The following is a 13,282-nucleotide window of genomic DNA, read 5'->3' on the forward strand; positions in this document are numbered from 1 at the left end:
CCCTTTGCCAGCCACCCGCGTACCCTCATGTCCCGTAAAACCTGGCGCGACGCACTCCGCGCCTACGCCACCCCAGCTTCCCTCGCCCTTCTGCTGCTCGGGTTCGCGGCGGGGCTGCCAGCGGTGCTGGTGTTCTCGACGCTGTCGGTCTGGCTGCGCGAGGCCGGGGTGTCGCGCGAAACCATCGGCTATGCCAGCTGGATCAGCCTCGCCTACGCCTTCAAGTGGGTCTGGTCGCCGATGCTCGACCAATGGCGCCTGCCGCTGCTCGGTGCCCTGGGCAAACGCCGCTCCTGGCTGATCCTCTCGCAGTCGCTGATCGCCATCGGCCTGGTCGGCATGGCGCTGTGCGATCCGCGCGACCACCTGGCGCTGCTGATCGCCTTCGCCGTGGCCGTGGCCTTCGCCTCGGCGACCCAGGACATCGCCATCGATGCCTACCGCCTGGAAATCGCCGAGGACAGCTACCAGGCCGCCCTCGCCGCCTCGTACATGACCGGCTACCGGGTGGCGATGCTGCTGGCCACCGCCGGCGCGCTGTTCCTCGCCGACTGGCTGGGTTCGAGCAGCCAGCACTATGACCAGAGCGCCTGGGCCAGCACCTACATCGCCTTCGCCCTGCTGATCCTGCCCGGCCTGATGACCAGCCTGGCGATCCGCGAACCCGAGGCCACCACGCCGCTGCCGAACCGCACCTCGCTGTTCGGCTTCAACCACCAGCTCGCCTCGATCGGCCTGCTGCTGGTGATGCTGATCTCGGTGCCGGCGCTGATCAACGCGCTGATCGCCACCGCCTGGCCGCGGGCCGCGCTGTACGGGCTGTTCATCCTCGGCTGCCTGTCGCCCTGGGGCCGCGCGCTGCTGCTGCCGGTTGGCAGCACGCTGCGCCAGGCCTACCAGCGCAAACGCACGCGGCACCTGGATTTCGTCAACCAGGGTGTTTCGGTGATCGTGCTGATCATCCTGATGGTCGCCTTCACCGGCGGCCTGCAGTCGTACTACGGCGGTTACTGGCCGCGTGGGACCATGTACCTGTTGATCTGCCTGGGCTGCCTGTCCGCCCCCGGCCGGCTGCTGATGGCGCCGGTGCTGACGCCGATCAGCGACTTCATCCTGCGCTACCGCTGGCAGGCGCTGATGCTGCTGGGGCTGATCGCCACCTATCGGATGTCGGACACGGTGATGGGCGTGATGGCCAACGTCTTCTACATCGACCAGGGCTTCAGCAAGGACCAGATCGCCGGTGTCAGCAAGATCTTCGGGCTGATCATGACGCTGCTCGGCGGGGTATTCGGCGGCCTGCTGATCGTGCGTTTCGGCATCCTGCCGATCCTCTTCATCGGCGGCGCCGCCTCGGCCGGCACCAACCTGCTGTTCGTCGTGCTGGCGGGAATGGGGGCGGACCTGCAGATGCTGGTGCTGACCATCTCCTGCGACAACTTCAGCGCCGGGCTGGCCTCCACCGCGTTCGTCGCCTACCTGTCGAGCCTGACCAACCTGAAATTCTCGGCCACCCAGTACGCCATGCTCAGCTCGCTGATGATGCTGCTGCCGCGCCTACTCGGGGGCTATTCGGGGGTGATGGTGGAGAAGGTCGGCTACAGCGATTTCTTCCTCATCACCACGCTCCTCGGCGTGCCGACACTGATCCTCATCCTGATGCAGTGGCGCCGCCTGCGCCGCGAACCGCAACCGCTGGACGAGCCCGGTGAAACGGCGGCCGACGCCAAGGGCGGCAGCCGCTAGCACGCCTCAGCGCGACGCGGTCTGGGTAGTCAGCATGCGCGCCACCTTGCCCGGCAGGGCGATGTCCACGCCGATGGCGCGCAGACGGTCGCGCACTTCCTCGTTGAACTTGAAGGTGACTGCGCCGAAGTCGGCATTCGCCGTCCACACCCGCAGCGACAGCGTGATGAAGGTGTCGCCCAGGCCCGCGACCACCACCGCAGGCGGCGGCTCCTTGAGCACGCGCGGATCGTCGGCCATCTCGCGCAGCACCTGCTGGGCCTTCTGCAAATCGGCGTCGTAGTCGACCTTGATGTCGAAGATCAGCTGCCGGGTGGCCTGCCGCGAGCTGTTGGTGATGATGCCGTTGGACAGATTGCCGTTGGGGATGATCACCGTGCGGTTGTCGCCGGTACGCAGCACCGTGTGGAAGATCTGGATGCTGTCGACGGTGCCGCTGGTGCCCTGCGCCTCGATCCAGTCGCCGATGCGGAACGGCCGGAACAGCAGGATCAGCACGCCGCCGGCGAAGTTCGCCAGGCTGCCCTGCAGCGCCAGGCCGATGGCCAGGCCGGCCGCGCCGATGGCGGCGATGAAGGAGGTGGTTTCGATGCCGATCATCGAGGCCACGCTGATCACCAGCAGGACCTTCATGATGATGTTGGCCAGGTTGACGATGAAGCCCTTTAGCGCCAGGTCGATGTGACGCATGCCGAGCAGCAGGCCGATCTTGCTGGTCAACCGGTTGATCAGCCACCAGCCGATGGCCAGCGTCACCAGCGCCAGCACCAGGCGCCCGCCGTACTCCATCAGCAGCGGCAGCCAGGCCTCGGAGGCCGTCACCAGTCGATCGATTTCGTTGTTCACATCCATTGCATTCCCTCTCTGAGGCCACCGGATGGCCATGAAAACACAGAGAATGCGACGCCTGGCGGAGGGCCGAGGTTCCCCGGCCCGGGCGACGGATGGTCAGTCGCGGAAGTTGTTGTACTGCAGCGGCATGCCCAGGTCCTGGGTGCGCAGCAGGGCGATGGCTTCCTGCAGGTCATCGCGCTTCTTGCCGGTGATGCGTACCTGCTCGCCCTGGATGGCGGCCTGCACCTTGAGCTTCGCATCCTTGACCAGCGCGACGATCTTCTTCGCCAGCTCCTTGTCGATGCCTTCGCGCAGCGTGGCTTCCTGTTTCACCACCTTGCCGGAGGCGTAGGCGTCCTTGAGCTCCAGGCACTGCACGTCGATCTTGCGCTTGACCAGCGACAGCTTGAGGATCTCGATCATCTGCTCGAGCTGGAAATCCGCCTCGGCGGTCAGGGTGACGACCTTTTCCTTGAACTCGAAGCTGCCCTTGCCACGCAGGTCGTAGCGGCGTTCGAGTTCCTTCATGGCATTGTCCACGGCATTGGTGACTTCGTGCTTGTCCAGCTCCGACACCACGTCGAAAGAGGGCATGTGGCTTGCTCCAGATTGATGGCGCGTTCGGACTCTCGAGCGGTTCGCGCCTGGCTTGACGGTTGAAAATGCCCGGTCATTATAACCGCACAACTATGCGGCGCCCCCCGGCTGGCAGGAAGTCGGCCCCTATTGCGAGTTCGCTAAATGCCCAACGCTTACCTCAGCATCCTGGTCGTGGATGACGCCAAATTCTCCAGCGCCATGATCGGCCGGGCACTCAGCCAGGCCGGTTATCAGGATGTGCGCTTCGCCAGCAGCGCGACGGAAGCGCTGCGGCAACTCGAAACGCGCCCGACCAGCGTGCTGCTCGCCGACTGGCTGATGCCGGAGATCGACGGCCTCGAGCTGACCGCGCGGGTGCGCCAGTTGGACGAGATGGCCGATCACTACACCTACATCGTGCTGCTCACCGGCAAGGAAGGCGAAAACGTGCTGCACGAAGCCTTCGACCGCGGCGTCGACGATTTCATCAGCAAGTCGGAAATGAGCGAACAGTTGCTGCCACGCGTGTTCGCCGCCGACCGCCTGTGCAACACCCTGCAGCGGCTGCTCCAGGAAAACCGCCTGCTGACGCAGAACATCGCCAGCCTCGAACAGCGCAACCTGGTCGACTCGGTCACCGGCCTGGGCAATCCGCGCTACCTGCGGCTCAAGCTCGGCGACAGCCTACGCCAGGTGGAATCGCGCGGCGGCGCGCTCTGCTACCTGCTGATCGGGCTGCCGGAAACCGGGGAGCTGCGGCAGAAGTACGGCGAGGATTTCTACGCCGAACTGCTCCACGGCATCGCCCGTCGTCTGCAACAGCTGGTGCGCCCGCTGGACGTGCTGGCGCGCCTGGACGACACCCATTTCGGCCTGATCACCCTCATCGACGACCTTCACGAATGCTCGCCGACCAGCTTCCGGCGCCTGCACGAAGGCCTCAACCTCAAGGCCTTCAAGACCAGCGAAGGGTTCATCACCTTGAAGGCCGGGATCGGCCTGGTCGGCGCGGATGCCAAGGCGCTGCCGCTGGATGCGCAGACGCTGATCGAGCATGGCCAGAACCTGCTGCCGGAGGCCTACGCCAGCGGTCGCATCGCCGCCCTGCGCCTGGGCAGCCGCTGATGCCGACGCGCGCGTGAGCTGGCATGTACTCGGCGCGGGCAGCCTCGGCACCCTGTGGGCGGCGCGCCTGGCCCGGGCGGGGCTGCCGGTCACGCTGATCCTGCGCGATGAGAAGCGCCTGGCCGACTACCGCCGCGCCGGTGGCCTGAGCCTTGTGGAAAACGGCCAGCGCACCCTTCATCCGCTCCCCGCCGAAACCCTCGCCGATACGGCGCCGATCCATCGCCTGCTGCTCGCCTGCAAGGCCTATGACGCCGCCTCCGCGGTTGCCGCGCTGGCCCCGCGCCTGGCCCCGAAGGCCGAGCTGCTGTTGCTGCAGAACGGCATCGGCAGCCAGGAGGAAGTCGCCGCCCAGGCGCCGCACGCGCGCTGCATCCTGGTCTCCAGTACCGAGGGTGCGTTCCGCCGGGCCGACTTCGAGGTGGTCTTCGCCGGGCACGGCTTCAACTGGCTCGGCGACCCGCTCGACCCCACCCCGCCAGGCTGGCTCGCGCAGCTGGAGCAGGCCGGAATACCCCGGCAGTGGACGCCGGACATCCTCACCCGGCTGTGGCGCAAGCTGGCGTTGAACTGCGCGATAAATCCGTTGACGGTGCTGCACGACTGCCGCAACGGCGGGCTGGCCGAGCACCCGGCGGAGGTCGCGATCCTCTGCGCCGAGCTCGGCGAACTTCTCGAAGGCTGCGGCCAGCCGGCGGCCGCCGAGCACCTGCACGACGACGTGCAGCGGGTGATCCAGGCCACCGCGGCGAACCATTCCTCCATGCACCAGGACGTCGCCGCCGGCCGCCGCACCGAGGTCGCCTACCTGCTCGGACGCGCCTGCGCGGTGGCCGAGCGCCACGCGCTGGATCTACCGCACCTGCGCGCCCTGCACCAGCGGCTGCTCGCGCACCTCGCCGCGCGCGGATTGCCGGTGCACTGAGGCGCGGGCTACCCTGCCGGTTCATTCCGCACGCTCCGACCCGCCATGATCCTGCGTCAGCGTCTCGAAAATCTCCCGGTCGGCCGCAAGCTGCTCGCCGCCCTGCTGGTATTGCTCGCCACCGTGCTGCTGGTGGCCAACCTCGCCTTCATCAGCGCCGCGTACTGGATTTCCCAGGAAAGCATGGCGCCGCAGGCGCTGCAGACCCTCGGTCGGCTGATCGCCAACCCGGCGCTGAGCGCCCCGGCGCTGGCCTCGCCGGAAACCGCGCGGGCGCTGCTCGAGAACCTGCGCGACTACCCTCCCCTGCGCGCCGCGGCGATCTACGGCGGCGACGGCCGGCTCGTGGCGCAACTCGCCCGTGGCGAGAAGCTCGACCTGCCGCGGCGCCTGGACCGACTGGAGCGCTGGCGTACCGGCGAATTCCGCACCAACCAGTTGATCCCGCTGCCGCAGGCCGACGGGCCGCCCGGCCACCTGCTGCTGGTGGCGTCCAGCGAACTGCCCGGCGCGTTCTACACCGGCACCCTCACGGCGAGCCTGGTGATTCTCGCCTTCAGCCTGCTGTTCTGGCTGCTGGTGGCGCGGCAGATTCGCCGCCTGGTGACCAAGCCGATCCGCCGCCTGGAAGAGCTGTCGCGCCAGGTCACCCGCGAGGAGAACTACTCGCTGCGCGCGCGCCGCGGCAACCACGACGAGATCGGCAGCCTGGCCGAGGCCTTCAACACCATGCTGGCGCGCATCCAGGCACGCGAGCAGCAGCTCGAGCGTGCCCGCGACGATGCCCAGGCGGCCTTCTCCCAGGCGCGCAACCTGGCCGAGGAAACCCGCCACACGAACCTGCAGCTGGAGCTCGAGGTGCAGGTGCGCAGCAAGATCGAGAAGAAGCTCACCGGATTCCAGAGCTACCTCAACAGCATCATCGACTCGATGCCCTCGGCGCTGATCGCGCTGGACGAGCAGATGTACGTGACCCAGTGGAACAAGGAAGCCAGCCTGCTTTCCGGCACCGGCCTGGACGAGGCGATGAACAAGCCGATCTTCCTCGCCTTCCCGCCGCTCAAACCCTACCTGGAGGCGCTGCGGCGCAGCGCCGAGCATTGCCGGGTCGAGGAAGTCGAGCGTGTCACCTGGCCCAAGGACGGCGAGCCCCGCCACTACGCACTGACCTTCTTCCCGCTGATGGGCGGCAGCGGCAAGGGCGGCGTGGTGATCCGCATCGACGACATCACCCAGCGCCTGTCGCTGGAGGAAGTGATGGTGCAGTCGGAGAAGATGCTCTCGGTCGGCGGGCTGGCCGCCGGCATGGCGCACGAGATCAACAACCCGCTGGGCGCCGTGCTGCACAACGTGCAGAACATCCGCCGGCGGCTGTCGCCGGAGCTGGCGAAGAACCTCGAACAGGCGCAACTCGCCGGCATCGGCCTGGAACAGATCAACGCCTACCTGCAGGCCCGCGAGGTACCGCAACTGCTCGACGGCATCCAGTCCGCCGGCAGCCGCGCGGCGAAGATCGTCAGCCACATGCTGTCGTTCAGCCGCCTGAGCAACCGCGAGCTGATGCCCTGCCTGCTGCCGACGGTGATCGACCAGGCGCTGGAGATCGCCGGCAACGACTTCGACCTGGCCGACGGCTTCGACTTCAAGGCGCTGGACATCCACCGTGAATTCGACGACGAGCTGGGCAAGGTGCCGTGCATCGCCAACGAGCTGGAACAGGTGCTGCTCAACCTGCTGAAGAACGCCGCCCAGGCCATCCACCAGCGTGAGGACGACGAGCCCGGACGCATCGTCGTGCGCACCCGGCGCAACCCGCCGTGGGCGGAAATCCAGGTGCAGGACAACGGCGTGGGGATTCCCGAGGCGGTGCGCAAACGGATTTTCGAGCCGTTCTTCACCACCAAGGAGGTCGGCCAAGGAACCGGGCTGGGCCTGTCGGTCTCTTATTTCATCATCACCAACAACCACAAGGGCCAGATGGACGTGCAGTCGAAGCCGGGTCAGGGCACCCTCTTCACCCTGCGCCTGCCGCTGCCCGCCACCAGCGAACAGGACAACTGATGGGAAATCGCCTGACCAGGATCTACACGCGCACCGGCGATACCGGCGAAACCGGGCTGGCAGATGGCCGCCGGGTGGCCAAGGACCATCCGCGGGTGGAGGCGATGGGCGAGCTGGACAGCCTCAACAGCGCCCTTGGCCTGCTCCTCGCCGAACTGGCGCAGGCGCGGCCGGACTGCCCCGGGCTCAGCGAGCTGATCGAAGTGCTGGAACCCTGCCAGCACCGCCTCTTCGACCTCGGCGGCGAGCTGGCGATGCCGGTCTACCAGGCGCTCGACGAGGCCGAGGTCACCCGCCTGGAACAGGCCATCGACCGCTGGAACGAGGAACTCGGCCCGTTGCAGAACTTCATCCTGCCCGGTGGCTCGCGCCTGATCGCCCAGGCTCACGTCTGCCGCAGCCAGGCGCGCGCCGCCGAACGCCGCTGCCAGGCGCTGAACGCCGAAGAGCCGCTGCGCCCGGTCGGCCTGGCCTACGTCAATCGTCTGTCCGACCTGCTGTTCGTCGCCGCGCGGATGATCGCGCGCCGCCAGGGCCACGCGGAAATCCTCTGGCAGGCCGCGAAGAAGGCCGCCGAGTGAAGGCGCCGATCCGATGAGCGCGCCGGCAGCCGCGCCGGCAGCCGCCTCCAACCGCAACCTCGATGGCCTGCACGCCGCCTGGGAAGCGCTGGTGGTGCTGCTGGTGTGTGCCAACCTGGCGCTGATCCTGTTCGACGGCCTGTTCGCCCTGGCGCCGCTGAACCAGGCGCTGCAAAGCGTGCTGCCGGGCTTCCACGCCTTCTACGACAGCCGCATCCACGCCCACTTCGCCTTCATCGACCTGTGCTTCGTGGCGATCTTCCTGTTCGACGTGCTGCTCGGCTGGGCGGTGGCGATCGCCGAGCGCCGTTACGCGCGCTGGTACTACTACCCCTTCGCCCACTGGTACGACGTGCTCGGCTGCATCCCGCTGGCCGGCCTGCGCTGGTTGCGCGTGCTGCGCATCGGCGTGCTGCTGATCCGCCTGCAACGCCTCGGGCTGATCGACATGCGCCGCTGGGCGCTCTACGGCTTCTTCAACCGCTACTGGCAACTGCTGCTCGAAGAGCTCTCGGACCGGGTGATGGTCAAGCTGTTCTCGCGCCTGCAGCAGGAGATCGGCGCCAGCGACGACCTTTCGCGGCGGCTGATCAACGGCGTGATCCGTCCGCGCAAGCAGCGCCTGCTGGACGACCTGTCGCGGCGCCTGCAGGGCATGCTGGAAAACGGCTACCGCAGCAACCGTGGCGCCATCGATGGCTACGTCAGCGGCCTGGTGCACCAGGCGCTGATGAACAACGAGGAGCTGCGCAGGCTGCGCCGCCTGCCACTGGGCTCGCAGTTCGCCGACAGCCTCGATGCCGCCCTCGGCGATATCGTCCGCCGCCTGCTCGCCGGCGCGGTGGAGGGGCTGCAGCGCGAGCAGTTCAAGGCGCTGGCGGCGAACCTCTCCGATCAGTTCTTCGAGGCCTGGCTCTACGAGGACGAAAGCACCGACCTGGCCCTGGAAGAGCTGCTGGTGGACCTCATCGAAGTGCTCAAGCAGCAGGTGCTCGACCGTCGCTGGAGCCGTTTCGTCGGCCCGCCCGCGCCTTCCGACCTGCCGCGCTGATGCGTCCATGAGGCACGTCGAGGAACTCGCCCGCCTTCGGGCTGCCCCAGTAACACCCGTGGGCATGACCGGCGTCATCCGTGTGACGTCGGTCAGGCCCAGACTGGCTATGAACGCATAACCGAACGGTGACGTTGCATGGAGTTCAAGGACTATTACCAGGCCCTCGGCGTAGCGCCGGAGGCCGATGAGAAGGCGATCAAGACCGCCTACCGCAAGCTCGCGCGCAAGTACCATCCGGACGTCAGCGACGATCCCGACGCCGAGAACAGGTTCAAGGACGTCGTCGAAGCCTATGAAGTGCTGAAGAACCCGGAGAAGCGCGCCGAGTACGACGAACTGCGCCGCTACGGCAACCGCAGCCAGTTCGAGCCGCCGCCAGGCTGGCAGTCCTCCAGCGCCGGGCAGCATGAACCGCACCAGCGCTACGACGGCGACTTCTCCGACTTCTTCGAATCGATCTTCGGCAGCGCCTCCGGGCGGGCGCGGGGCGGCCGGCGCGGCCAGGACGTCGAGCTGGAGCTGCCGGTGTTCCTCGAGGAAACCCTTGCCGAGGAATCCAAGCAGATCAGCTTCAAGGTCCCGGCGTTCGACGCCCAGGGCCGCCGCGACGACCTCACACGCACGCTCAACGTGAAGATTCCCGCCGGCGTGCTCGACGGCGAGCGCATCCGCCTCAAGGGCCAGGGCGCGCCGGGCGTGGGCGAGGCGCCAGCCGGCGACCTCTACCTGACGCTGCGCCTGGTGCCGCATCCGCTGTTCGACGTGGAGGCGCACAACCTGATCATCACCGTGCCGCTGGCGCCCTGGGAAGCGGCGCTGGGCGCGAAGATCACGGTTCCGACACTGGACGGACGCATCAACCTGAGCATCCCGCCGGACAGCCAAACCGGCCAGCGCCTGCGGGTGAAAGGCAAAGGCCTGCCCGGCAAGCAGGGCCGCGGCGACCTGTTCGCCCTGCTGAAGGTGGTGATGCCGGGCAAAACCAGCGAATCGACGCGCGGTCTATGGCAGGCGCTCGCCGAAAAGGCGGCCTTCGATCCCCGAGCGCAATGGAGTAAAGAGCAATGACCACGCTGATCGTGACCTTCGGGGTCGAGGAATTCTGCCGCAGCGCGAACCTGTCGCGCGAGGTGCTGATCGAGATCGTCGAACTGGGGATTCTCGAGCCCAGCGAACCGACCGTCGAACGCTGGTCGTTCGACCTCGATGCGCTGCTGATGGCCAAGCGCGCGCTGCGCCTGAAACAGGATTTCGAACTGGACTGGCCGGGTATCGCCCTGGCCCTGCGACTGCTCGACGAGGTCGACCAGCTGAAGCGCGAGAACCAGCAGCTGCGTCAGCGCCTGGAGCGTTTCATCCAGCACTGAGGCGAGCGCCCGGAGCAACTCGCCGGCCTGCGCGTTTGCGCGGTCAGTCCAACGCCCCCTTCCACAACGCGCGAATCCCTGCGATGCCCTGGGCGCCGATCTGCCAGGCGCGCGGCAGGTCGTCCGGGCCGACGCCGCCGAGCAGGAACGCCGGCTTGTCGAACCCCCGCAGCAGCTCGCTCGCCGCGTCCCAGCCCAACGGCTGCGCCTCGGGATGGGTGCGCGTGGCCTGCAGCGGCGACAGGGTGACGAAGTCCACGCCCATCGTGCTGGCCAGGGCCAGCTCCTCGGCATCGTGACAGGACGCCGCCAGCCAGCGCTCGGCGGGAAACGGGCGGCCCCGCGCCGCGTAGTCGCGCAGCTGTTTCGCGGTCAGGTGCCAGCCGGCCGCCGGGAAATCCCCCAGCCACTCCAGCGGCCCCTTGAGCATCAGCTGCGCCTTGCCGGCGCAGACGCCCTGGATGTCCACGGCGAGGTCGCGGTACTGCGCATCGAACATCCCCGGGGCCCGCAGCTGGATCAGCCGGATACCCTCGGCGATGGCCTGGCGCACGCCGGCGAGCAGGTCCTGCGGCTCCAGCTCATCGGGCGTGATCAGGTAGCGATCCGGCAGCCTGGCCGCCGCCACGATGGGCGCGTTGGCCGCGGGAAACGCGTAGTCTGCCAGGTGCCGCGGCGCGACCCAGGCCAGCGGCTGGCCCTCGGCACCATGCGCCTCGCCGGTGAAGGCGCCGACTTCCCAGACATCCAGCAGCACCTGCTTGTCCGGGTAATCGTGGCGCACCTGGATCAGCGGGCGCGCCTGCGTCACCGCGATGCCAAGCTCCTCGGCCAGCTCGCGCGCCAGCGCCGCCTCGACCGCTTCGCCGTCCTCGACCTTGCCGCCGGGAAACTCCCAGAGTCCGCCCTGATGCTTGTCGTCCGGGCGCCGGGCTATCAGGACCCGGCCGTCCGCGGCGCGGATCACCGCCGCCGCGACATGGATGCGTTTCATGCAATGCTCTCCGTTTCTTCGAGGGCCGCGCGATACCAGCGCTGGAAGGCCGGCCAACGGTAGATGGTTTCGACGTAGTCCGCCGCCACACGCGGCAGCGCGACCCGATAGCTGCGCAAGCGTGCGGCGATCGGTGCGTAGAAGGCGTCGGCGATGCCCGGCTGGCCGAAGAGGAATTCGCCCCCGGCGCCGAAGCGCGACCGGCAGTCGCTCCAGATCGCGCAGACGCGCTCGATGTCGGCCACGGCCGGATCGGGTATGACCGGCAGCGCCTGGTCGCGCTTGAGGTCCATCGACAGGTGGCTGCGCAGGCCAACGAAGCCGCTGTGCATCTCGGCGCAGATCGAGCGCGCCAGCGCGCGGGCGTATTCGTCGCGCGGCCACAGGCCGGCGCCGGGGAAACGCTCGGCGAGGTACTCGGCGATGGCCAGCGAATCCCACACCGGGCCGAGTTCGGTCTGCAGCACCGGCACCTTGCCGGTCGGCGATTGCGCGCGCAGCAACGTGCGGCTGTCGGCCTGGTACAGCGCGATGCGCAGTTCCTCGTAGGGCGCGCCGGCCAGCTCCAGGGCGAGGGCCGCGCGCAACGACCAGGACGAGTAGTTCTTGTTGCCGATCACCAGCGTAAGGGACATGCGGGCTTCCTTGGTTTGCGTCTGGTGTGAAGGGACCATAAGAGGCGCGGAAGGAACAGGCAAATTCCCATTCGGCATGGGCGGATGAGCGGCGGGAATGCCGCCGGGGCGGCCCCGCGCGCCAGCCGGCGCACGGAGCCCGACGCGGATCAGGTGCGGTATTCGGCGTTGATCTTCACGTACTCGTGGGACAGGTCGGTGGTCCAGATCGTTTCGCTGCAGTTGCCGCGGCCCAGTTCGATGCGGATGCCGATTTCCGCCTCGGCCATCACCGCCGAGCCCTGCTCCTCGGTGTAGCTCGGCGAGCGGCAGCCCTTGCTGGCGATGCACACGTCGCCGAGGAAGACGTCGATCTTGCTGACGTCCAGCTGCGCCACGCCCGCGCGGCCGACGGCGGCGAGGATGCGCCCCCAGTTCGGGTCGGAGGCGAACAGCGCGGTCTTGATCAGTGGCGAGTGGGCGACGGCGTAACCGACGTCCAGACACTCCTGCTGGGTGGCACCGCCGTTGACCTGCACGGTGACGAACTTGGTCGCCCCTTCGCCGTCGCGCACGATGGCCTGGGCCAGCTCCATGGCGACGTCCAGCACCGCCTGCTTGAGCGCAGCGAACAGCGCGCCGCTGGGCTGGACGATCTCGTCGAGCGCGGCCTGGCCGGTGGCGATCAGCATGCAGCAGTCGTTGGTCGAGGTGTCGCCGTCGATGGTGATGCGGTTGAACGACTTGTTCGCCGCATCGCGCAGCAGGTCTTGCAGCACGCCCTGGGCGACCTTGGCGTCGGTGGCGATGTAACCAAGCATGGTCGCCATGTTCGGCTTGATCATGCCGGCGCCCTTGCTGATGCCGGTGACCGTGACCGTCACGCCGTCGTGTACGAACTGCCGGCTGGCGCCCTTGGGCAGGGTGTCGGTGGTCATGATGCCGCTGGCGGCGGCGCCCCAGTTGTCGGCCTTGAGGTCGGCCAGGGCTGCCGGCAGCGCGGCCTCGATCTTCTCCACCGGCAGCGGCTCGCCGATCACCCCGGTGGAGAACGGCAGCACGCTGCCCTCCTCCACGCCCGCCAGCCGGGCCAGCTCGGCGCAGGTACGGGTCGCGGCGTGCAGGCCGGGCTCGCCGGTCCCGGCGTTGGCGTTGCCGGTGTTGGTCAGCAGGTAACGCACCGCGCCGCCGAGCACGCGCTTCTTCGACAGGATCACCGGCGCGGCGCAGAAGGCGTTGAGGGTGAACACCCCGGCGACGGTGGAACCTTCGGCGCAGCGCATCAGCACCACGTCCTTGCGCCCGGGGCGCTTGATACCGGCAGAGGCGATGCCGAGTTCGAAACCGGGAACCGGATGCAGGGTAGGCAGAGGACCAAGACCGACAGCCATGGATGCGCTCC

General features: G+C 68.0%; 13 protein-coding genes. 8 read left to right on the forward strand and 5 right to left on the reverse strand.

Features of this window, described 5'->3' with window-relative positions; translation table 11 throughout:
- Positions 1–27 precede the first annotated feature (27 nt).
- Entirely contained in the window at positions 28–1,746 is a 1,719-nt protein-coding gene (locus tag BLV15_RS12960) for an AmpG family muropeptide MFS transporter (RefSeq protein WP_090228845.1), read from the forward strand.
- Positions 1,747–1,752: 6 nt separating this feature from the next.
- Here BLV15_RS12960 and BLV15_RS12965 read toward each other — a convergent pair whose 3' ends face one another.
- Together BLV15_RS12965 and BLV15_RS12970 are read right to left on the reverse strand one after the other, a co-directional pair.
- Positions 1,753–2,598, reverse strand: coding sequence for a mechanosensitive ion channel family protein (locus BLV15_RS12965; protein WP_090228847.1), 846 nt, complete (start codon positions 2,596–2,598; stop codon positions 1,753–1,755).
- Positions 2,599–2,694: 96 nt separating this feature from the next.
- Complete coding sequence (locus BLV15_RS12970; RefSeq protein WP_090228849.1) at positions 2,695–3,174, reverse strand: YajQ family cyclic di-GMP-binding protein; 480 nt, start codon at positions 3,172–3,174, stop codon at positions 2,695–2,697.
- A 147-nt stretch (positions 3,175–3,321) separates the two neighbouring features.
- On the opposite strand from BLV15_RS12970, the gene BLV15_RS12975 reads away from it, so the two are divergent.
- The 7 genes from BLV15_RS12975 (at position 3,322) to BLV15_RS13005 (ending at position 10,272) form a co-directional block, all read left to right on the forward strand.
- Positions 3,322–4,284 (forward strand): response regulator, encoded by a 963-nt coding sequence (locus BLV15_RS12975; protein WP_090228852.1) that lies wholly within the window; start codon positions 3,322–3,324, stop codon positions 4,282–4,284.
- A gap of 13 nt (positions 4,285–4,297) precedes the next feature.
- Positions 4,298–5,209, forward strand: coding sequence for a putative 2-dehydropantoate 2-reductase (locus tag BLV15_RS12980; RefSeq protein WP_090228855.1), 912 nt, complete (start codon positions 4,298–4,300; stop codon positions 5,207–5,209).
- A gap of 45 nt (positions 5,210–5,254) precedes the next feature.
- Complete coding sequence (locus tag BLV15_RS12985; RefSeq protein WP_090228857.1) at positions 5,255–7,270, forward strand: ATP-binding protein; 2,016 nt, start codon at positions 5,255–5,257, stop codon at positions 7,268–7,270.
- Positions 7,270–7,851, forward strand: coding sequence for a cob(I)yrinic acid a,c-diamide adenosyltransferase (locus BLV15_RS12990; protein WP_090228860.1), 582 nt, complete (start codon positions 7,270–7,272; stop codon positions 7,849–7,851). The genes BLV15_RS12985 and BLV15_RS12990 overlap by 1 nt, the downstream gene beginning before the upstream one ends.
- A 13-nt stretch (positions 7,852–7,864) precedes the next feature.
- Positions 7,865–8,902, forward strand: coding sequence for a hypothetical protein (locus BLV15_RS12995; RefSeq protein ID WP_090228863.1), 1,038 nt, complete (start codon positions 7,865–7,867; stop codon positions 8,900–8,902).
- A 138-nt stretch (positions 8,903–9,040) separates the two neighbouring features.
- Positions 9,041–9,973: a curved DNA-binding protein gene (gene cbpA / locus BLV15_RS13000; protein WP_090228865.1), complete on the forward strand. Its 933-nt coding sequence runs from the start codon at positions 9,041–9,043 to the stop codon at positions 9,971–9,973.
- The gene (locus tag BLV15_RS13005; protein WP_090228868.1) at positions 9,970–10,272 is read left to right on the forward strand and encodes a chaperone modulator CbpM; all 303 of its coding nucleotides are present in this window, start codon (positions 9,970–9,972) and stop codon (positions 10,270–10,272) included. The genes cbpA and BLV15_RS13005 overlap by 4 nt, the downstream gene beginning before the upstream one ends.
- Before the next feature lie 43 nt (positions 10,273–10,315).
- Here the strand turns inward: BLV15_RS13005 and BLV15_RS13010 are convergent, their stop codons facing one another.
- From BLV15_RS13010 to argJ, 3 genes are all read right to left on the reverse strand, one after another.
- Entirely contained in the window at positions 10,316–11,266 is a 951-nt protein-coding gene (locus tag BLV15_RS13010; RefSeq protein WP_090228871.1) for a Nudix family hydrolase, read from the reverse strand.
- Positions 11,263–11,901, reverse strand: a complete 639-nt coding sequence (locus tag BLV15_RS13015) for a glutathione S-transferase (RefSeq protein ID WP_090228874.1) — start codon at positions 11,899–11,901, stop codon at positions 11,263–11,265. Before BLV15_RS13015 ends, BLV15_RS13010 begins: the two co-directional genes overlap by 4 nt.
- Before the next feature lie 149 nt (positions 11,902–12,050).
- Positions 12,051–13,271: a bifunctional glutamate N-acetyltransferase/amino-acid acetyltransferase ArgJ gene (gene argJ, locus BLV15_RS13020; RefSeq protein ID WP_090228877.1), complete on the reverse strand. Its 1,221-nt coding sequence runs from the start codon at positions 13,269–13,271 to the stop codon at positions 12,051–12,053.
- Positions 13,272–13,282 lie beyond the last annotated feature (11 nt).

The organism is Pseudomonas kuykendallii (assembly GCF_900106975.1).
Lineage (GTDB): Bacteria > Pseudomonadota > Gammaproteobacteria > Pseudomonadales > Pseudomonadaceae > Pseudomonas_O > Pseudomonas_O kuykendallii.

What these genes read in the sequence shown, in the direction of transcription:
- BLV15_RS12965 (WP_090228847.1), bottom strand. Translation starts at nt 2,598, where the DNA reads ATGGATGTGAACAACGAAATCGATCGACTGGTGACGGCCTCCGAGGCC.
- BLV15_RS12990 (WP_090228860.1), top strand. Translation starts at nt 7,270, where the DNA reads ATGGGAAATCGCCTGACCAGGATCTACACGCGCACCGGCGATACCGGC.
- cbpA (WP_090228865.1), top strand. Translation starts at nt 9,041, where the DNA reads ATGGAGTTCAAGGACTATTACCAGGCCCTCGGCGTAGCGCCGGAGGCC.
- BLV15_RS12985 (WP_090228857.1), top strand. Translation starts at nt 5,255, where the DNA reads ATGATCCTGCGTCAGCGTCTCGAAAATCTCCCGGTCGGCCGCAAGCTG.
- BLV15_RS12970 (WP_090228849.1), bottom strand. Translation starts at nt 3,174, where the DNA reads ATGCCCTCTTTCGACGTGGTGTCGGAGCTGGACAAGCACGAAGTCACC.
- BLV15_RS13010 (WP_090228871.1), bottom strand. Translation starts at nt 11,266, where the DNA reads ATGAAACGCATCCATGTCGCGGCGGCGGTGATCCGCGCCGCGGACGGC.
- BLV15_RS12975 (WP_090228852.1), top strand. Translation starts at nt 3,322, where the DNA reads ATGCCCAACGCTTACCTCAGCATCCTGGTCGTGGATGACGCCAAATTC.
- BLV15_RS12995 (WP_090228863.1), top strand. Translation starts at nt 7,865, where the DNA reads ATGAGCGCGCCGGCAGCCGCGCCGGCAGCCGCCTCCAACCGCAACCTC.
- BLV15_RS13015 (WP_090228874.1), bottom strand. Translation starts at nt 11,901, where the DNA reads ATGTCCCTTACGCTGGTGATCGGCAACAAGAACTACTCGTCCTGGTCG.
- BLV15_RS13005 (WP_090228868.1), top strand. Translation starts at nt 9,970, where the DNA reads ATGACCACGCTGATCGTGACCTTCGGGGTCGAGGAATTCTGCCGCAGC.
- BLV15_RS12960 (WP_090228845.1), top strand. Translation starts at nt 28, where the DNA reads ATGTCCCGTAAAACCTGGCGCGACGCACTCCGCGCCTACGCCACCCCA.
- argJ (WP_090228877.1), bottom strand. Translation starts at nt 13,271, where the DNA reads ATGGCTGTCGGTCTTGGTCCTCTGCCTACCCTGCATCCGGTTCCCGGT.